This is a genomic window from Streptomyces sp. NPDC090798 (assembly GCF_044768965.1).
Classification (GTDB): Bacteria; Actinomycetota; Actinomycetes; order Streptomycetales; family Streptomycetaceae; genus Streptomyces.
The window spans coordinates 18796-36972 of sequence record NZ_JBIVXA010000007.1 but is presented as its reverse complement, the minus strand read 5'-3'; the positions used below and the strand labels follow the sequence as shown (position 1 = coordinate 36972).

The following is an 18177-nucleotide window of genomic DNA, read 5'->3' as shown; positions in this document are numbered from 1 at the left end:
AGCCCATGGGGACGATCGTCCGGCTGAAGCCCCATGGAGCATTCCGCCGCGAGGCGACCGCCCTCCGTCGGCCACGACATGCCGCCCCGGCTGGTCTCCCCCGTCCAGCCGGGGCTTCTCATTGCCCGCCGCCAAAGGACCCGCCGGCCGTGAGCCCACTGCGTCCGGCACACTCACCTCATGGAGATTCCGGAGTTCGTGGAGACCCTGGACCAGGAGGGCCGGTCGCTCGCCGCGGCGGCCGAGCAGGCGGGCCCCGACGCCAAGGTGGCGACCTGCCCGGGGTGGCAGGTGCGGGATCTGGTGCGGCACACGGGCATGGTGCACCGGTGGGCGACGGCGTTCGTCGCCGAGGGGTACACCGCGTACCACCCGGACGGCGGCGTGCCCGAGCTGGACGGCGCCGAACTGCTGGCCTGGTTCAGGGACGGCCACGGCCGCCTCGTCGACACGCTCGCGGCCGCTCCGCCCGACCTGGCCTGCTGGAGCTTTCTGCCCGCACCCTCGCCGCTCGCCTTCTGGGCACGGCGGCAGGCGCACGAGACGACCGTGCACCGGGTCGACGCGCAGTCGGCGCTCGGCGAGACCCCGGGCACGGTGACGCCGGGCTTCGCGGTGGACGGGATCGACGAGTTGCTGCGCGGCTTCCACGGACGTACGAGGAGCAAGGTGCGTTCCCGAACGCCCCGTGTACTGCGGGTGCGCGCCACCGACGTGGACGCGGTGTGGACCGTACGGCTGTCGCCCGAGCCGCCGGTCGGCGAGTGGGGCGCGGGGGCGGGCGGGGACGTCGACTGCGAGATGGCGGGACCCGCGGCACGGCTCTATCTGGCGCTGTGGAACCGGCTGCCGTTCCCGGACGTGACCGGTGACGCCTCGCTCGCCGCGCTGTGGCGGGAGAAATCCGGCATCACCTGAGACTGAGGCACCCGGGCCCGACCGGGGCGGTGCACGTTCGGTGGCGTTCCGCGGGCTGCGTTCCGCGGCTGCGGTCTGCCATCCACGGTCTGCGATCTGCCATCTGCGGGTTGCGGGTTGCGGGCCGCGGTGTCAGTCGCGGGCGACTGTCCCGCCCGCCAGCATCCGCGTCAGCACCGCCCGCTGCACCGGCAGCACCTCGGCATGGAGCGTTCGTCCCTTCGGGGTGAGGCACACGCGCACCCCCCGCCGGTCCTCCGGGCACATGCCGCGCGTCACGAGACCGTCCTTCTCCAGACGGGCGATCAGCCGGGACAGGGCGCTCTGGCTCAGATGGACGCGGTCGGAGATCTCCTGGACGCGGTAGGAACAGTCGCCGTCGGACGCGGCGCCCCCGGCCAGCACGTCCAGCACCTCGAAGTCGCTTGCGCCCAGGCCGTGTCGGTGCAGCTCGCGGTCGAGCTCGCACAGGGTGCGCGCATGCACCGCGAGGATGTCACGCCACTGGTCCACGAGCACCTGCTCGGCCTTCTTCGCCGCCATGGGCGCACCGTAGCAAAGAATCGAGTTTGTTGCATCGGAATTAAATGCACTTGCATTCAATGCATGTGCATGTACTGTCTCCCGCATGACCTCTCCGCTCACCAACCCCACCGCCGGGGGACGCTGGACCCCGCGGCTGTGGGGCACCCTGCTGGTGCTCTGCGCCGCGATGTTCCTGGACGCGCTCGACGTGTCGATGGTCGGCGTCGCCCTGCCGTCCATCGGTTCCGAACTGGACCTCTCCACCTCGACGCTGCAATGGATCGTCAGCGGCTACATCCTGGGATACGGCGGCCTGCTCCTCCTCGGCGGCCGCACCGCCGACCTGCTGGGCCGCCGCCAGGTCTTCCTGGTGGCCCTGGGTGTCTTCGCGCTCGCCTCGCTGCTCGGCGGGCTCGTCGACTCGGGCCCGCTGCTGATCGCCAGCCGCTTCATCAAGGGCCTGAGCGCGGCGTTCACCGCCCCTGCGGGCCTGTCGATCATCACCACGACCTTCGCCGAGGGCCCCCTGCGCAACCGCGCCCTGTCGATCTACACCACCTGCGCGGCCACCGGCTTCTCGATGGGCCTCGTGCTGTCGGGCCTGCTCACCGAGGCCAGTTGGCGCCTCACCATGCTGCTGCCCGCGCCCATCGCGCTGATCGCCCTGCTCGTCGGCCTGAAGCTGCTGCCGCGCAGCGAACGCGAGAAGGACCACAACGGCTACGACATCCCCGGCGCAATCCTCGGCACGGCGTCGATGCTGCTGCTGGTGTTCACCGTCGTCCAGGCCCCCGAGGCCGGCTGGGCCTCGACCCGCACCCTCCTGTCCTTCCTCGCCGTGGCCGTCCTGCTCACCGTCTTCGTCCGTGTCGAGCGGCGCTCGGCGGGGCCGCTGATCCGGCTCGGCGTGCTCCGCTCCGGCGGTCAGATCCGCGCCCAGCTCGGCGCGATGGCGTTCTTCGGCTCGTACGTCGGATTCCAGTTCCTGGTGACGCTGTACATGCAGTCGCTGCTCGGCTGGTCGGCCCTGCACACCGCGCTCGCCTTCCTGCCCGCCGGCGCGCTGGTCGCGCTCTCCTCCACGAAGGTCGGCGCCGTCGTCGACCGGTTCGGGACCCCGCGGCTCATCGCGGTGGGCTTCGTGCTGATGGTCGTCGGCTACGCGCTGTTCCTGCGCGTCAGCCTCGACCCGGCGTACGCGGCCGTGATCCTGCCGACCATGCTGCTGATCGGCGCGGCCTGCGCGCTGATCTTCCCCTCGCTCAACATCCAGGCGACCAACGGTGTCGACGACCACGAGCAGGGCATGGTCTCGGGTCTGCTCAACACCTCCGTCCAGGTGGGCGGCGCCCTCTTCCTGGCCGTGGTGACGGCCGTCGTGACCGCGAACTCCTCGGCGGGCTCCTCGCCGCAGGCCGTCCTCGACAGCTACCGGTCCGGACTGATCGTGGTGACGGGGATCGCCGTGGCGGGGCTGCTGATCACGCTGCCGGGGCTGCGGTCCCGGCGCCCGCGGCAGACCGTCGTGGTCGCAGGGTCCGCAGGGAAGGACTCCGTACGGGAGGACACGGAGGAGAGGGTGGCGGTCGTCGACTGAACCGGTTCGCCGGCGACCTCAACTCACCGCGCCGGACCGGCACTTCGACCCGACACTTCGACCGACGCGCCCGGCAGGCAGCCCCTTGCCCGCCGGGCACGCCGTCGTGACAGACTCGCGCCATGGGGAGACGCACGCAGGAGCAGCGGGACGCGATGACGGTCGAGATCGGGTACGCGCTCCTCAGCGCGACCTTCGCGGCAGCCCTGGCGCTGGGCGCCGTATCCGGCCCCGCGCTGCTCTTCGATCTCCCACTCCCCATCGAGAAGGGCCTGATCACCTCAGGGGTGCTGCTGGCCACCGCGCTTTTCGCGGTACGCGTGGTCACGGTGCTCGTCCGCTTCGGCCGCGCGGCCGGCACTCACCCGAGCCACCCCGGCCGCACCAACCCCGACTCATAGGCCAGCACGACCAGTTGGGCCCGGTCACGGGCGCCGAGCTTCACCATGGTCCGGCTGACATGGGTCTTGGCCGTGAGCGGGCTGACGACCAGACGCCGCGCGATCTCGTCGTTGGACAGTCCGATACCGACCAGGGCCATCACCTCCCGCTCCCGCTCGGTGAGCCGGACGAGCGACTCCGCGGCCGCGGGCTCCTTGGAGCGGGCCGCGAACTCCGCGATCAGACGGCGCGTCACGCCCGGTGACAGCAGCGCGTCGCCGCCGACCACCGCCCGTACGGCGCGCAGGAGTTCGTCCGGCTCGGTGTCCTTGACGAGAAAGCCGGAGGCACCGGAGCGGATCGCCTCGAAGACGTACTCGTCGAGCTCGAAGGTGGTGAGCATGACCACCTTCACGTCCTTCAGGTCCGGGTCGTCGGTGAGACGGCGGGTCGCGGCGAGGCCGTCGAGCAGCGGCATGCGGATGTCCATCAGGACGACGTCGGGGCGCAGTTCGCGCACCTTGCGCACCGCCTCCTCGCCGTCGGCCGCCTCACCGGCCACCTCCAGGTCCGCCTGTGCGTCGAGCAGCGCCTTGAAGCCCGCCCTGACCAGTGACTGGTCGTCGGCGAGCAGGACGCGGATCACCGGTCCCCCTTTCTCATCCACCGGTCCCCCTTCGCCGTCCACCGGCACCACTTCGCCGTCCACCGGCTCTCCTTCAGCGTTCACCGGTCCTCCTTGACCTTCAGCGGGAGCACGGCCAGCACGCGGAAGCCTCCGTCGTCGCGCGGGCCCGCCTCGATCGTGCCACCGAGGGCGACGGCCCGCTCCCGCATGCCGGCCAGCCCGTTGCCGCTGCCGCCCGCGTCGGTGCCGGTCGCGGGCCCGTCGTCGTCGATGCGCAGCCGCAGCGTGCCCAGCGCGGATTCGAGCCGCACGCGCGCGCGGCGCGACCCCGAGTGCCGTACGACGTTGGTGAGCGCCTCCTGGACGATACGGAACGCGGCGAGGTCGGTACCCGGCGGAAGCTTCGGAACGCCGCCGGGTTTCTCGATCTCGACCGTCAGGCCCGCGCTCGCCGCCTGTTCGACAAGCTCGGGAAGCCGGTCGAGCCCCGGCGCCGGCGCGCGCGGCGCCTCCCCCGGCGTACGGAGCGTGTCGAGCACCTGGCGGACCTCGCCGAGTGCCTCCTTGCTGGCCTCCTTGATGGTGGTGAGCGCCGTGCGCGCCTGTTCAGGATCGGAGTCGAGAAGCGCGAGGCCGACGCCCGCCTGGACGTTGATCACGGAGATGCTGTGGGCGAGGACGTCGTGCAGTTCACGGGCGATCCGCAGCCGCTCCTCGTCGGCGCGCCGAGCGGCGGCCCGCGCGCGTTCGGCGCGGTCGCGGGCCCACTGCTCACGGCGTATCCGTGCCAGCTCCGACACCACCACGATCACCACGCCCCAGGTGAGGAAGCCGAGTTCCTGGTTCCAGGAGGCGGCCCGGTCCCCGGCGGGCGGCAGCCGGCGGTAGAGCCAGTGGCCCACCAGCAGATGGCCGGCCCACAGCGTGCCGACGGCCGTCCAGGCCGCCCACCGGTGCCCCGCGACGACCGCGCCGAAGCAGCCGACGGCCACGGTGACGAAGACGGGCCCGTACGGATATCCGGCGCCCAGATAGACCAGCACCGCGGCGGCTGTACCGAAGGCGACGAACACCGGGTACCGCTGCCGCCACAGCAACAGGCCCGAACCGAGGATCAGCAGGGCCCTCGCGAAGAGGTCCAGGGGGGTGCGTTCGCCGTCCTGGGCGTGCGCCGCGAACTGGGAGCCGCCCAGCACGAAGACGGTCAGCAGCAGGGTGGAACGCCACGGCCACCGGTCGCCGCGCCCGCCACGCCCGCCGTGGTCCTCGCCGCTCCATCGGTGCCACCCCGGTGGCCCGTGCCGCCACCACGGCGGTACCCCGCCCCACACCGGGGACCTGGGGGTTCGCTGCTCTTCCATGACGGTCACGCTAGACGGCACGGGCCGCCGGGGGCGTCAGCCGGGCGAGGTGATCACGCGTACTCCCCACGGAGTACCACCCGGCCGCCCCACGGAGTACCACCCGGCCTCTCCACGGAGTACCACCCGATCGTCGTCAGGGACCGCCCGTGCCGTTCCCCTTGCCCGGGGTCCCGGTCGGCTCGGGGTACACCAGGCCCACGCCGTGGGCGAGTTGGCCCACCGCCTGCCGGAAGAACGGCTCACGGTCCTCCACGAGCCGGTTGAACTGGCCGAAGAGCTCAAACCCGATCAGCCCGTAGAGCTGGGCCCAGGCGGCGACGAGCGCCGCGACCGCCTCGGGCGGCAGGTCGGGCGCGAGGTCGGCGGCCATCCGCTTCGCCTCGGCCTTCAGCTCGGGCGACAGCGGGGTGCGGGCCACCCCCTTGCCCCGATACGCGTCACGCACGATGCCGACCAGCAGCAGCCCCACACGGGAGGCGGCCGGGACGGTCGTGTCCGGCGCGGTGTAACCGGGCACGGGCGAACCGTAGATGAGCGCGTACTCGTGCGGCTGCGCCAAGGCCCAGCGGCGCGCCGCCACGCACACCGCGATCCAGCGCTCGCGCGGCCCGGCGCCCGCGACCTGCGCGTGCGCCGCCTCCGCGCTCTCGCCGAGGGAGTCGTAGGCGTCGATGATGAGCGCGGTCAGCAGGTCGTCACGGCTGGGGAAGTAGCGGTAGAGCGCGGAGGAGACCATGCCGAGCTCCCGGGCGACGGCTCTGAGCGAGAGCTTGGCGGCGCCCTCCGCGGCGAGCTGTCTGCGCGCCTCTTCCTTGATGGCCGCGGTGACCTCGATCCTGGCTCGGGCGCGTGCTCCGCGTGCGGTACTCATGCGGGAAAGTGTGCCACGTTTTCAGAGCAGTGCACACAAACGAGAGCGGCGCACATGAACGAGAGCACCGCTCTTGCTTTGGATCACCGATCTCGTGCAGACTGCTCTCAAGCGAGAGCAGTGCTCACAAAAGCGAGCAGCGCTCAACTCAGAGAGCGGCGCTCTCGCAACCGATGGGGGTCATCATGTCCACGCACGTCCAGAAGCCCGGCTGGTTCACCGTCAACGTCTTCAACCGCTGCGTGGCGTTCATGACCCGCCGCGGTCTCAGCATCTGGGGCTCCCGGGTCCTGGCCGTCCGTGGCCGCAAGAGCGGCGAGTGGCGCACCACCCCGGTCAATCTGCTCACCGTGGACGGGCAGCAGTACTTGGTCGCCCCCCGCGGCCACGTCCAGTGGACGCACAACATGCGGGCCGCGGGCGGCGGCCAGCTGCGCCTCGGCAAGAAGGTGGACACGTTCACCGCGACCGAGGTCGGCGACGACGACAAGGTTCCGCTGCTGCGTGCCTACCTCAAGCGCTGGAAGGCGGAGGTCGGTGTCTTCTTCGGTGGCGTCGGCCCCGACTCGTCCCCCGAGGAGCTGCGGCGCATCGCCCCCGACCACCCGGTCTTCCGGATCACGGTCACGAGCTGACCGGCCGGGAGCCGACGGGCAGCCCCGTCAGCCACCGGCCACTCCACGGCCGCGGCTCCGCGAACACCGGCCACTCCACGGTCACGGCCGCGGTCACGGTCACCGCTCCGCGACCAACGGTCACTCCGTGGTCGGAGTGCTTTCGGCGGCCGTCGGCGCGGCGGCGGCCGATCGCCGGTCGAGCGCGGACAGGGCGCGCCCGGCCATCGGGTGGGAGCGCACCATCTCGCCCAGCGTGGTCGAACCGCGGGTGATCCCGGCGAAGGCCTTCCAGGCGGGCCGGAAGCTGGTGATCGCCGCGTGCAGCATGCCCGGCCGGCGCTCGAAGGCCGCGAGCATGCTCTTGCCGACGGCCATCTCGACGCCGAGCCCCGCCTTGATGGCGAAGGCGTAGTTGAGCGCCTGGCGCCTGGTGTCCACCGCGTCGTGCGCCTCGGCGATCCGTACCGCCCACTCCCCCGCGAGCCGCCCGGAGCGCAGTGCGAAGGAGATGCCCTCGCGGGTCCAGGGTTCGAGCAGCCCCGCCGCGTCGCCGCAGACCAGCACGCGCCCACGCGACAGCGGGGAGTCGTCGGCGCGGCAGCGCGTCAGGTGCCCGGAGGAGATGCTCGGATCGAAGCCGGCGAGCCCGAGCCGGGCGATGAAGTCCTCCAAGTACCGCTTGGTGGCGGCGCCTTCGCCGCGCGCGGAGATCACGCCGACGGTGAGTGTGTCGCCCTTGGGGAACACCCAGCCGTAACTGCCCGGCATGGGACCCCAGTCGATCAGGACCCGTCCCTGCCAGTCCTCGGCGACGGTCTCCGGCACCGGGATCTCCGCCTCCAGGCCGAGGTCGACCTGGTCGAGCTTCACCCCGACGTGCGCCCCTATGCGGCTGGCGCTGCCGTCCGCGCCGACGACCGCCCGCGCCAGCACGGTCTCGCCGCCCTGGAGGACGACGGCGACGGTGCGCCGGTCGGGCACGGCGGACCCGTGCTGTTCGACCCGCGAGACCGTGACGCCCGTGCGCAGCTCGGCGCCCGCCTTCTGGGCGTGCTCGACGAGCTGCTGGTCGAACTCGGGCCGGTTGATGAGCCCGAAGAGCATCTGCTTGGAGCGCCGGGTGCGGGTGAACTTGCCGTCGAGCGAGAACGTGACCGCGTGCACCCGGTCCTGGAGCGGTAGCTCGAAGCCGGGTGGCAGGGCGTCGCGCGAGGGGCCGATGATGCCGCCGCCACACGTCTTGTAGCGGGGCAGCTCCGCCTTCTCCAGGAGCAGGACGCTGCGTCCCGCGACCGCTGCCGCATAGGCGGCCGAGGCGCCCGCCGGCCCCGCGCCGACCACGACGACGTCCCACACCCGCTGTTCGTCGTCCGCCGAAGAGTTCTCGCTGCTCACGATGGTCTACTGCTCCCAGTCCAGCCGTCTGCCGCCACGGTCCCGAGCATCCTACGGCGGGCATCGCCGCAGGCCGCTGTGGGAGGATCGGGGGCGTATGCGCCCTGTACACCTGGACGCGCGTACGCATCACCCGATCACTTGTACACAGAAGTACAACGTCGCACCTACAAGGAGCGTGCCCATGTCGTCGAATCCGGTCGCCGAGACCGTCGCCTCGCTCATGCCCAGGGCGCAGGCGGAGCTCACCGAACTGGTGGCCTTCAAGTCGGTGGCGGACTTCGACCAATACCCCAGGAGTGAGAGCGAGGGCGCCGCGAACTGGGTCGCCGACGCGCTGCGCGCCGAGGGTTTTCAGGACGTGGCGCTGCTGGACACCCCGGACGGCACGCAGTCGGTGTACGGCTTCCTGCCCGGGCCCGAGGGCGCCAAGACCGTGCTGCTGTACGCGCACTACGACGTGCAGCCGCCGCTGGACGAGGCGGCCTGGACGACCCCGCCGTTCGAGCTGACGGAGCGCGACGGCCGCTGGTACGGGCGCGGCGCCGCCGACTGCAAGGGCGGGTTCATCATGCACCTGCTCGCGCTGCGCGCGCTGAAGGCGAGCGGTGGCGTTCCGGTGGGCGTCAAGGTGATCGTCGAGGGCTCGGAGGAGCAGGGCACGGGCGGTCTGGAGCGGTACGCCGAACAGCACCCGGAGTTGCTGACCGCCGACACCATCGTCATCGGCGACGTCGGCAACTTCCGGCTGGGCCTGCCGACGGTCACCTCGACCCTGCGCGGAATGACGCTCGTGCGTGTGCAGATCGACACGCTGGAAGGCAATCTGCACTCGGGCCAGTTCGGCGGGGCGGCGCCCGACGCGCTGGGCGCGCTGATCCGCGTACTGGACTCGCTGCGCGCCGAGGACGGTTCGACGACGATCGACGGGCTGACCGGGGACGCGCGCTGGGAGGGGTTGCAGTACGAGGAGGAGGCGTTCCGCAAGGACGCCAAGGTGCTGGACGGGGTCGAGCTGATCGGCTCGGACGCGGTCGCCGACCGCATCTGGGCGCGTCCGGCCGTCACCGTGCTCGGCATCGACTGCCCGCCGGTCGTCGGCGCCACCCCGTCCGTGCAGGCGGGCGCGCGTGCGCTGGTGAGCCTGCGGGTGCCGCCGGGCGTGGACGCGGTCGAGGCGACCAAGCTCCTGCAGGCCCATCTGGAGGCGCACACGCCGTGGGGCGCGCGGGTGAGCACCGAGCAGATCGGCCAGGGCCAGCCGTTCCGTGCCGACACCTCCAGCCCGGCGTACACGGCGATGGCCGAGGCGATGGCGGTCGCCTATCCGGGCGAGGAGATGCAGTCCGCGGGCCAGGGCGGTTCCATCCCGCTGTGCAACACCCTCGCCTCGCTCTACCCGCACGCGGAGATCCTCCTCATCGGCCTGAGCGAGCCGCAGGCGCAGATCCACGCCGTGAACGAGAGCGTCTCCCCCGACGAGTTGGAGCGTCTCTCGGTCACGGAGGCGCTGTTCCTCCAGAAGTACGCGGCGAGCTGACCACCCGGCCGGGAGCACGAGCGCACGAGCCGAGAGGGTCCTCGCCAGAAGGCGCGGGCCCTCTCCGCGCGCCGGGCGGTAGCTTGGCCGGGTGAACAGCCCTGGAGCGACCGGCCCGTTGCGCGCCGTCAGCCGAGCGGTATGCCGGCCTCCAGATAGAGTGCGGCGCCGCGCTCCCGCGCCCGCAGGGCCCAGCGCAGCCGCTCGTAGCGCACCGGTGGCAGCAGGTCCGCCGCCTCCCGCTCGGTGACGAAGCGCCAGGCGCGCAGTTCGGGTCCGGGCAACAGGAGTCGGTGTGCCTCGTCGGAGTCGAGGCGGCCTCCGTCGAACAGCAGGCGCAGACCGCCGTAGCCGGGCGGTGCGGGCGGCTCCCAGTCCACCACCAGCAGACCGGGTACGTCCTCGAGCCGTATGCCGGTCTCCTCGGCGACCTCGCGCATGCCCGCACGCGCGGGAGCCTCCCCCGGTTCGACGACGCCGCCGGGAAACTCCCAGCCCGCCTTGTAGGTGGGGTCGACGAGCAGCACCCGGTCCTCCTCGTCGAAGAGGAGGACTCCGGCGGCGACGGTCTCGGAGGTCGGTTCGGGGGTCTGCACGATGTCGCACACGGACGCGTCACCGCTGCGTACGGCTTCGGCGACGCGCAGTGCGGTGTCGTACGGGGTGAGGGCGCTGGTGTCGACGGGGTGGGCGTCGGCGGTGAGCCAGGAGGCGAGCGCCGCGCGGTAGGGCTCGATGTGGTCGTAGGACCACTGGCGCACGCGTATCTCGCCGTCGGGGAGGTCCTCGGGTATCTCCCGGCCGGCTATGCGCGCCCGCAGGATCGTTTCCGCCGGGGCGAGGAGCACGTGGCGTACTTCGATCCGGCGCGAGGCGAGGCCGCCGAAGATCTCGTCACGGTACTCCTGGCGCAGCAGGGTCATGGGAACCACGAGTACGCCGCCGAGCTCCGCGAGCAGGGCGGCCGCGGTGTCGACCACCAGGCGCCGCCAGATCGACAGGTCCTGGAAGTCGCCGACCTCGGCGAGGCGTTTGGCGGGCAGCAGGTGCGCGAGCTCGCCGCCGATCACCTCGGGGTCGAAGAGCGTGCTGTTCGGGATCAGGTCGATCAGTTCCCGTGCGGTGGTCGTCTTCCCCGCACCGAACGCACCGTTGATCCAGACGATCACGGTTCCCCCTCTTCTGTTGGCCCCCTGAGGCTTGCCCGCTACACCCTGCCACGGAAACCAGCCGCAGATGAGGGAGCCGACGGCGTGGCGCCGGTGCCCCGTCCCGGGGAGCACCGGCGCCACGTGTCCGCCCCCGTGCCTCAGCCGTTCCGGCCGAGCACGGTGTCGTCCACGACCGGGCTGTCGCTGCCGAGCGTGTGGTCGAGGCTGCTGAGCGTGTCCTTGACGGGCAGGTCGCCCAGGGAGTCGCCGTCGACGGCGTGGGACGGGGTGATCGCCGCGACGACGAACCCGGTGGCGAGGGAGGCGATGGCAAGCATGCTGCGCTTCTTCATGCCCGGTTCAACTCCGAACGCGACGAGGAGTCACGGGTGGGTCACGCAACTCCCGCTCCTCCCCCTTCGGACACATCAGCGGCACTGCCGTCATCCCACTCGAAACACCTCAGGGGGGACGACATGACCAACCCGTACACGGCACCACCCGCCGCATCGGCCCGCACCGCCCCGGGCTGGGCCCACGAGCGCTACGTACTGCCCGCGCCGGCCGTGGCCCTCATCGGCGTCGGCATCGGCAACCGCGGCGGGGACACCACCGAGTCCGGCGCGGCGAAGCCCGGTCCGACCACCACCGTCACCGCCACGACGACCGCGACGCGGACGGCCACGGAAACGGCCATGGCGACGCCCGCCGCGACCGTGACCGTGCGGAGCACTAAGACCGTACGCGCGACGGTCACCGCGCAGCCCGCCGCCGCGGGTGGCGTCAGCAGCGACGACAGCGGCGGGGACTGCGTGTACTACGAGAACTGCGCCGCGCCCGTCCACGTGGGAGACCCCGGCTACGGCCGCCACCTCGACCGCGACGGAGACGGCGTCGGCTGCGAGTGACGCGCGGATCAGCCCTTGGTGGACCCCAGTGTCAGGCCCGCGACGAAGGGGCCCAGCGACGAAGCATGATCCTCCCTTGCGGATTCGCCCCAGTCCCACCGACAGGTTCCGGCCGCTGATCAGCCGGTTCACCGGCGGAGCCGGGGCGCGAGGACCGTTCGTACGACCTTGGCCACATTGTTCGCGGCGGATCCGTCCTCTTCTCCGGGTTCCGGTTCCAGCACACGCTGGATCTGCAGCAGCAGCTGGTTGGTCGACCGCCAGAGCGGGACGAACATGCCGGCCGCCGGCCCGACGCCTTGGATCGGGCCGTTGGACAGTTCGGTGACCTTCTTGGCGACCGTGACCGTTGTCGGGTCCCGCAGGATCAGGTGCACCTCATCGTCGACCAGCCGGATTTCCATCTTGCGCGCGGCGGCCTCCTCCGGGTTCGCGTCCGTGGTCGTCTCCGGATCCAGTTCGTCGATCTTGGCGGCGACCGCGTCCGGGTCGACCCCGAGTTCGCGCAGCACCCTGGCCGCCATGCTGTTCTCCGCCCGCAGCATCGCCTCGAGCAGGTGATGGCTGCCGACCGGTGCACCACCGGCCAGCGCGCCGGCCGCGGACACGGTCTCCTCGGTGGCAGGTGTGCCGGCCGGCCACGGGCCGGCCTTGACGTCCTGCGATCCCTCCAATGACGCCAGCACCACGGCACGGATCTTGCTGACCGGATTGATCCGCTCGGCAAGCACCTTCGCGCCGACGCTCTCACCTTCCCCGGCGACCAGGGCCAGCAGGATGTGTTCCGTACCGATGTAGGTGTGGTGCAGCCGCTGCGCCTCTCGCAGGGCAAGGTCCAGCGTCTTCTTCGCGCTCGGCGCGAACGGGATATGACCGCTCAGCTGCTCCGTGCCGGGCTTGGCCACCGCGGCGATATCGACCTGCGCCGCCTCCTTGTCGTACCCGAGCTGGTGCAGAACTTTCGCCGCCATGCTGTCCGGCGCGTCGAGCAACCCCAACAGGATGTGCTCCGTGCCGATGTAGTTGTGCTTGAGCAGCCTCGCCTCCTCCTGAGCCGTGACGACCACCTTGCGGGCTTCCACCGTGAACCGTTCAAATGGCATGGCTCCATGGTCGCAACCGTGTCAATACACTGTTATTGATAGGGTCACTATGCTGAAGGGAGGGTGTGATGGAGACACCGTCGGACTGGGAGGACCGGCTCGCGCGCTGGCGGAACGAGCTGGAGCTGTTCGAGCAGCTGGACGAGACACCCTGGGTCACGCTGGCCAAGGCGGAATCCGAGACCGGCGTTTCCCGCTCGGCCCTGCGGTCCTGGTACCGCAATGACGAGATCCAGTCCCGGCTGGTGGACGGCCCGAACGGACCGCAGCGCCTGGTCCGGCTGGACGCGGTGATCGAGCGCGCCGCCGCGTCACCGCGCATTCAGCGCAGGGCGGAACGGGAAGTCAGCCTGGAAGCCCAGGTCGCCCTGCTACGGCACCGGGTTGACCAGCTTGAGCTGCGCCTGGCCGCGCTGGAGGGGAAGTGACCGGCGCGAGCAGCACCGTGCCATCGGCCCGGAACGGTGACACCGTCGCCGGATCCGCCTGCTCGTCCACGACCAGGGTGTACGGCCGGTCCAGCGGCGCCCAGCAGGGGAACGGGCCGGCACCGAGCTTGGAGTGGTCGGCCAGATATTGGACTGTCCGGCACGCGCTGTGCGGAGCGCTCTGAGCCCGCGCTCCGGATGCGCATCCGGGCGGGCCGGGCGAGCCTGAAACCATGCCCGGAGAGCTGCACGTGATCGTCTACCCACCATCCCCGACCGACGGCAGCCGACAGGTGCGCGTCAACGGAGAACTGCTCACCGCACACTCACTGCGCGACCTGGCCGCCTTCCTCCGCTACGCCGGGCTGGAAGGGATCGACGAAGTCGATGTAGCCAACTCAAAGGTGATCGAGTGGCACGGCGGCGGCCCTGAAGCGTGGTCTCCACCGACGTGACGAGCGGCCCAACTCGAGGCCGACGGGTGCACCGACGTGCAGGTCGTCGAGACCAGGCACGGGGAACTCCCGCGGCCGAACCGATTGCGGGATGGGCCACCCCGACCGACGACACGCGGCGGACTGAGCAGAAGCTGGCCGTCGATCCAACGGGTGGTCAGTGCAGGAGTACGGCAACCGACCCCACCCACAACGCACGAGCGGCCGCCCCGAGTCGGGCGCCGCCGGTGGACCAGGCGTAGTCGCCGAGGGAGGGGTGGTCGTGCACAGCGGCGGCCCATTCCATCCGTCGGGGCGGGCCTTGCGCATGCCGTCACGGCGTCCCGCGCCTCAGTCGAGGTTGGCCGCTGCCGCCTTGTACTCGCCCGCCTGCTTCGGCGTCAGGTAGTGCGACACCCGCACCAGCGTCGTGCCCTGTACGTAGTCGTACTCCGACAGGGCCGGCATCGACTTGGTGACCGTCTGGATGTACTCGGCGCGGGCTTTGGCGTCCGAGGGGCTGGCGAAGGACTCGATGGCGCCGCCGCGGTCGACGTCTCCCTTGTCCGTGCCGCTGACGTCGTCGGCTGAGATCCGGCTGTCGGAGAAGGTGACCTTCGACGTGTACTGGCTGGGGCGGCCGAGGAGGTGGTTGGGGTCGTTCTCGGCGGTGACGGTACCGCTGAGTTTCGCCGCGGTGACGGTTGCGGAGATCTTGTCGAACGCGGTGCCGGCGGTCAGCGGCTTGCTCGCGGTGTCCTGCTTCGTGGTGGAGCTGTGCTTCGCGGCGGCCGGGCTCGCGGGGGTTCCGCTGCTGTCCGCCTTCGTGTTGCTGCAGGCCGCGAGGGTGGCGACAAGGAGAGCGGCGGCCGTGATGGTGAGGGCTTGCTTCATTGCGTGATCATGGCGCCTGTGTGTGCGATATGGAACCTCTGTGTCCGAGTTGTGATGGGGTAGGTTGCCCGCGCGGTCCCCGACACGACGAAGGCCCCAGCCGACGGCCGCGGACGGCAGACCATGGTCGCTTGCTTCACTCCCCCGCAGCCGCAGCTCAAGATGATCTCCCGGGATGAACGGGGCGCCAGTGACTACCTGACGCCCCGTAAATCTGCAGGTCAGGTTCTAGCCCTTGGTGGACCCCAGTGTCAGACCCGCGACGAAGTGCCGTTGCAGGAGCAGGAAGACCAGGATCGTGGGCAGGGCGACGAGGACGGAGCCCGCGGCCAGCAGGTTGTAGTCCGTGAAGAACTGGCCGCGGAGGTTGTTGAGGGATGACGTGATCGGGAGCTTGTCGGGGTCGGAGATGAAGATCAGGGCCCAGAGGAAGTCGTTGTAGACCCAGGTGAACTCGAGCGTGCCGAGGGCCGCGAGGGCCGGGCGGCACAGCGGGAGGGTGATCCGCCAGAACTGGGTCCACACGCCCGCGCCGTCGACGATGGCGGCCTCGAGGATCTCCTGCGGCAGCGTCCGCATGAAATTGGCCAGCACGAAGACGCAGAAGCCCATCTGGAAGCCGATGTTGACGATGATGACGGCCCAGTAGGAGTCGTACATCGTCAGCGAGTCGGACATCCACCACGGTAGCGGGATCCTGTTGAACAGGACGTACAGCGGGGTGACGATGACCTGCTGGGGCAGCAGGTTGCCCGCGGTGAAGAACATCAGCAGGACAAGGCCCCCGCGCAGCTTCAGCCGGGACACGGCGAAGGCGACGAACGAGGCGAGGAAGAGGGTCACCAGGACGGCGGGCACGGCGATGAGCAGGGTGTTGGTGAAGTACTTGCCCATGCCGGATTCGCTGTAGGCGCGGCGGTAGTACTCGAAGGACAGGTGCTTCGGGAAGGAGAAGTAGCCGTTCTGCGCCGTCTCCTCGTACGGGCGCAGCGAGGCGTAGACGGCGAGCAGCAGCGGCGCGAGGAAGGCGAGCGAGACAGCCATCAGGAAGATGTGGACGCCGAAGCGGCCGGGGCGCGGCCGGCGGCGGGGAGCGGGCGTCGGCTCCGGAACGGGATCCGGGCGCGCGGGGGCGCCGGTGCGGATGTCGGCGGTCATCGTTCGCGCGCACCTCGCAGCTCTTGGACCAGGAACGTCACGATGAACCCCAGCGAGACGGTGAGCAGGACGACCGCGATGGCGGAGCCGAATCCGATGCGGCTGGCTTCCCCGATGATGTTGTCGGTGATCAGGACGGAGAGCAGTTCCAGGCCGTTGCGGCCCTTGTTGACCGCGTAGACGATGTCGAACGCGCGCAGCGCCTCGATGACGGTGATGACACCGACGATGACGTTGACCGGGCGCAGGGTCGGGAAGACGACGCGGAAGAAGGTCTGGCGGGCGTTGGCGCCGTCGATCGCGGCGGCTTCCTTCAGCTGCGGGTCGACGGACTTGAGTCCGGCGAGGTAGAGGATCATGACGTAACCCGTGTGCCGCCAGCTCGCCGCGATCATCATCATCCAGATGTTGAGGTGCGCGTCGCCGAGCCAGTCGACCGGGTTCTCGTGGTTGTTGAGGATCGTGTTGACCACGCCCTGGTCGGTGCCGAGGATCAGCTGGGCGATGAAGCCGACGATGGCGAGCGAGAGCACGACCGGCAGGTAGATCACGGACTGGTAGAAGCGGCTGAAGCGCACTCCGCGGTCGATGAGCACCGCGAGGAACAGTCCGAACGGGGTGGCGATCAGGCCGAGGAAGAGCAGCCACAGGACGTTGTGGCGGACGGCGGGCCAGAACGCCGGGTAGTTCTCGAACACGTTCTTGTAGTTGTCGCCGCCGGCCCAGTGGATGTCGCCGACGCCGTCCCAGGAGGTGAAGGAGAGCCCGATGGAGGCGAGGGTCGGGCCCCAGACGATGACGATGTCGAGCAGGACGGGTATGCCGAGGAGCACGCCGAGGACGACGGTGTCGCGGCGGGTGAACCGCCGCAGCCGCCGTCGTCCGGCGCGCCGTGGGTTGTTGAGCGCCACGGAACGTCTTCCCCCAGTGATCAGCCGACGGGCGACGAGAAGATGGTCTTCTTCTGTCGTTCGATGCTGTTGCAGAGACCGTCGACATCCCTCGGGTTGCCGATGAAGTCCTGGATCGCCTTGATCATCACGGTCGAGGCGAAGTCCGGACGGGTGTCACGGTCCATGAACTGCGAGATCTGCTTGGCACCCGAGACGAGCTGGGCCGACTTCTTCTGCAGGGCGCTGTACTTGGTGGTGTCGGCACCGTCGTTGACAGCCACGTTGTTGGGGTCGAGGGCGAGGTAGGTGTTCTCGGCGGTGGGGGTGCCCAGCCATTCCAGGAGGGCTTTGGCGCCGTCGAGGTTCTTCGACTTCTTGGCGACCAGGAAGCCGTCGATGGGTGCTTCCACGGCGTCCTGCGCGTACCGCGGGTCGATCTCGGGGAAGGCGAAGAAGTCGATGTCGTCGCGTTCGTTCTCGGGGAACTGGGTGCCCGGGTGCGGCATTCCGAAGACCGCCATCCCCGTCTTGCGCTGCTGCAGGCTCTGCCCGGCCTCCTCCCAGGTCCGGCCGAGAGCGCCCTTCTGGTAGTAGGGCATGACCTCGCGCCAGGTGTCGAAGACGTTCTTCACCTTGGCGTCGGTCCATGCCTCCGTGCCGGCCATCAGGGACTTGTGGAAGTCGTATCCGTTCAGGCGCATGTTGATGTAGTCGAAGGTGCCCATCGCGGGCCAGCCGTCCTTGTCGCAGAAGGCGACGGGCGTCCCGTCCTTCGACATCCGCTTGGCCAGTGCGATGAAGTCGTCCCATGTCTTGGGCTGTTGGTAGCCCTTGGACCGGAAGAGGCTCTTGCGGTGGAAAACGGCCCACGGATAGTAGTAGTACGGCACGAAGTACTGCTTGCCGGAGTGGGTGGACTGCTCCTTCAGTGCGTCGGAGAAACCGGTGAAGCCGCTCCACACGTCGCTGATCTCGTGCAGGAGCCCCTTCTCCGCGAAGTACTGCATGCGATACCCCGCGAACCACATGAAGACGTCGTCGGGCGTGCCCTGGAGATAGCGGTTGATGTTCTCCTGGAAGTCGTTGTGGTCCTTGGTGTTGGCCTTGACCTTCTTGCCGGACTTCTTCTCGTACGCCGAGAAGGCCGCCGCGTACGCCTTCTTGGGGACCGGGTCCGAGGCGTTCGACCCCACGGTGACTTCGTTCTTGTTTCCGCCGGGTCCGTTGCCGCAGGCGGACAGCAGGGCGGGGAGCGTGAGCGCGCCGGCCCCGACGGCCGCACCACGCAGGAGATTTCGCCGGGACATCCGATGACCTGATGTGCCTTCGGACACGACGATCCTCTTCAACGATGACTGTGCCATGTCCCCCT

At 70.1% G+C, this 18177-nt stretch carries 20 protein-coding genes; 8 read left to right on the top strand and 12 right to left on the bottom strand.

Annotated features, from left to right (window positions below; translation table 11 throughout):
• The first annotated feature begins 180 nt into the window (after positions 1-180).
• Positions 181-918: a maleylpyruvate isomerase family mycothiol-dependent enzyme gene (locus ACIQTP_RS16925; RefSeq protein WP_403400562.1), complete on the top strand. Its 738-nt coding sequence runs from the start codon at positions 181-183 to the stop codon at positions 916-918.
• Between the two features lie 132 nt (positions 919-1050).
• Here the strand turns inward: ACIQTP_RS16925 and ACIQTP_RS16920 are convergent, their stop codons facing one another.
• Positions 1051-1461 (bottom strand): MarR family winged helix-turn-helix transcriptional regulator, encoded by a 411-nt coding sequence (locus ACIQTP_RS16920; protein WP_403400560.1) that lies wholly within the window; start codon positions 1459-1461, stop codon positions 1051-1053.
• A gap of 85 nt (positions 1462-1546) precedes the next feature.
• On the opposite strand from ACIQTP_RS16920, the gene ACIQTP_RS16915 reads away from it, so the two are divergent.
• Entirely contained in the window at positions 1547-3040 is a 1494-nt protein-coding gene (locus ACIQTP_RS16915; RefSeq protein WP_403400558.1) for an MFS transporter, read from the top strand.
• Between the two features lie 122 nt (positions 3041-3162).
• Complete coding sequence (locus tag ACIQTP_RS16910; RefSeq protein WP_403400556.1) at positions 3163-3441, top strand: DUF6332 family protein; 279 nt, start codon at positions 3163-3165, stop codon at positions 3439-3441.
• Here the strand turns inward: ACIQTP_RS16910 and ACIQTP_RS16905 are convergent.
• From ACIQTP_RS16905 to ACIQTP_RS16895, 3 genes are all read right to left on the bottom strand, one after another.
• The gene (locus tag ACIQTP_RS16905) at positions 3402-4067 is read right to left on the bottom strand and encodes a response regulator transcription factor (protein WP_054228788.1); all 666 of its coding nucleotides are present in this window, start codon (positions 4065-4067) and stop codon (positions 3402-3404) included. The two genes, ACIQTP_RS16910 and ACIQTP_RS16905, sit on opposite strands and share 40 nt — an antisense overlap.
• A gap of 80 nt (positions 4068-4147) precedes the next feature.
• Entirely contained in the window at positions 4148-5410 is a 1263-nt protein-coding gene (locus ACIQTP_RS16900) for a sensor histidine kinase (protein WP_403400555.1), read from the bottom strand.
• A 136-nt stretch (positions 5411-5546) separates the two neighbouring features.
• Complete coding sequence (locus ACIQTP_RS16895; protein ID WP_403400553.1) at positions 5547-6284, bottom strand: TetR/AcrR family transcriptional regulator; 738 nt, start codon at positions 6282-6284, stop codon at positions 5547-5549.
• Positions 6285-6469: 185 nt separating this feature from the next.
• Between ACIQTP_RS16895 and ACIQTP_RS16890 the strand changes: the two genes are divergently transcribed.
• The gene (locus ACIQTP_RS16890; RefSeq protein ID WP_403400551.1) at positions 6470-6919 is read left to right on the top strand and encodes a nitroreductase family deazaflavin-dependent oxidoreductase; all 450 of its coding nucleotides are present in this window, start codon (positions 6470-6472) and stop codon (positions 6917-6919) included.
• A gap of 120 nt (positions 6920-7039) precedes the next feature.
• Here the strand turns inward: ACIQTP_RS16890 and ACIQTP_RS16885 are convergent, their stop codons facing one another.
• Positions 7040-8296: a geranylgeranyl reductase family protein gene (locus ACIQTP_RS16885; protein ID WP_403400549.1), complete on the bottom strand. Its 1257-nt coding sequence runs from the start codon at positions 8294-8296 to the stop codon at positions 7040-7042.
• A gap of 184 nt (positions 8297-8480) precedes the next feature.
• Between ACIQTP_RS16885 and ACIQTP_RS16880 the strand changes: the two genes are divergently transcribed.
• Positions 8481-9836: a dipeptidase gene (locus ACIQTP_RS16880; RefSeq protein ID WP_403400548.1), complete on the top strand. Its 1356-nt coding sequence runs from the start codon at positions 8481-8483 to the stop codon at positions 9834-9836.
• Positions 9837-9964: 128 nt separating this feature from the next.
• On the opposite strand, the gene ACIQTP_RS16875 is transcribed toward ACIQTP_RS16880, so the two are convergent.
• Together ACIQTP_RS16875 and ACIQTP_RS16870 are read right to left on the bottom strand one after the other, a co-directional pair.
• A complete protein-coding gene (locus ACIQTP_RS16875; RefSeq protein ID WP_403400546.1) occupies positions 9965-11005 on the bottom strand; it encodes an NUDIX domain-containing protein in 1041 nt (346 codons plus the stop codon).
• 140 nt (positions 11006-11145) lie between these two features.
• Positions 11146-11340 (bottom strand): hypothetical protein, encoded by a 195-nt coding sequence (locus ACIQTP_RS16870; protein ID WP_403400544.1) that lies wholly within the window; start codon positions 11338-11340, stop codon positions 11146-11148.
• Positions 11341-11463: 123 nt separating this feature from the next.
• Here ACIQTP_RS16870 and ACIQTP_RS16865 point away from each other — a divergent pair, with 123 nt between their 5' ends.
• Positions 11464-11895 (top strand): excalibur calcium-binding domain-containing protein, encoded by a 432-nt coding sequence (locus ACIQTP_RS16865; RefSeq protein ID WP_403400542.1) that lies wholly within the window; start codon positions 11464-11466, stop codon positions 11893-11895.
• A 128-nt stretch (positions 11896-12023) separates the two neighbouring features.
• Here ACIQTP_RS16865 and ACIQTP_RS16860 read toward each other — a convergent pair whose 3' ends face one another.
• The gene (locus ACIQTP_RS16860) at positions 12024-12998 is read right to left on the bottom strand and encodes a Clp protease N-terminal domain-containing protein (protein ID WP_403400539.1); all 975 of its coding nucleotides are present in this window, start codon (positions 12996-12998) and stop codon (positions 12024-12026) included.
• A gap of 68 nt (positions 12999-13066) precedes the next feature.
• Between ACIQTP_RS16860 and ACIQTP_RS16855 the strand changes: the two genes are divergently transcribed.
• Together ACIQTP_RS16855 and ACIQTP_RS16850 are read left to right on the top strand one after the other, a co-directional pair.
• Positions 13067-13426, top strand: a complete 360-nt coding sequence (locus tag ACIQTP_RS16855; protein ID WP_403400536.1) for an excisionase — start codon at positions 13067-13069, stop codon at positions 13424-13426.
• 233 nt (positions 13427-13659) lie between these two features.
• Positions 13660-13881, top strand: coding sequence for a hypothetical protein (locus ACIQTP_RS16850; RefSeq protein ID WP_402039637.1), 222 nt, complete (start codon positions 13660-13662; stop codon positions 13879-13881).
• A gap of 330 nt (positions 13882-14211) precedes the next feature.
• Here the strand turns inward: ACIQTP_RS16850 and ACIQTP_RS16845 are convergent, their stop codons facing one another.
• The 4 genes from ACIQTP_RS16845 to ACIQTP_RS16830 form a co-directional block, all read right to left on the bottom strand.
• Entirely contained in the window at positions 14212-14754 is a 543-nt protein-coding gene (locus ACIQTP_RS16845) for a hypothetical protein (protein WP_403400533.1), read from the bottom strand.
• Between the two features lie 228 nt (positions 14755-14982).
• A complete protein-coding gene (locus ACIQTP_RS16840; protein WP_403400530.1) occupies positions 14983-15912 on the bottom strand; it encodes a carbohydrate ABC transporter permease in 930 nt (309 codons plus the stop codon).
• On the bottom strand, positions 15909-16823 hold the full coding sequence (locus ACIQTP_RS16835; RefSeq protein ID WP_403400527.1) for a carbohydrate ABC transporter permease: 915 nt from the start codon (positions 16821-16823) through the stop codon (positions 15909-15911). Before ACIQTP_RS16835 ends, ACIQTP_RS16840 begins: the two co-directional genes overlap by 4 nt.
• Positions 16824-16843: 20 nt before the next feature.
• Positions 16844-18112, bottom strand: a complete 1269-nt coding sequence (locus ACIQTP_RS16830) for an ABC transporter substrate-binding protein (RefSeq protein WP_403400524.1) — start codon at positions 18110-18112, stop codon at positions 16844-16846.
• Positions 18113-18177: the final 65 nt, after the last annotated feature.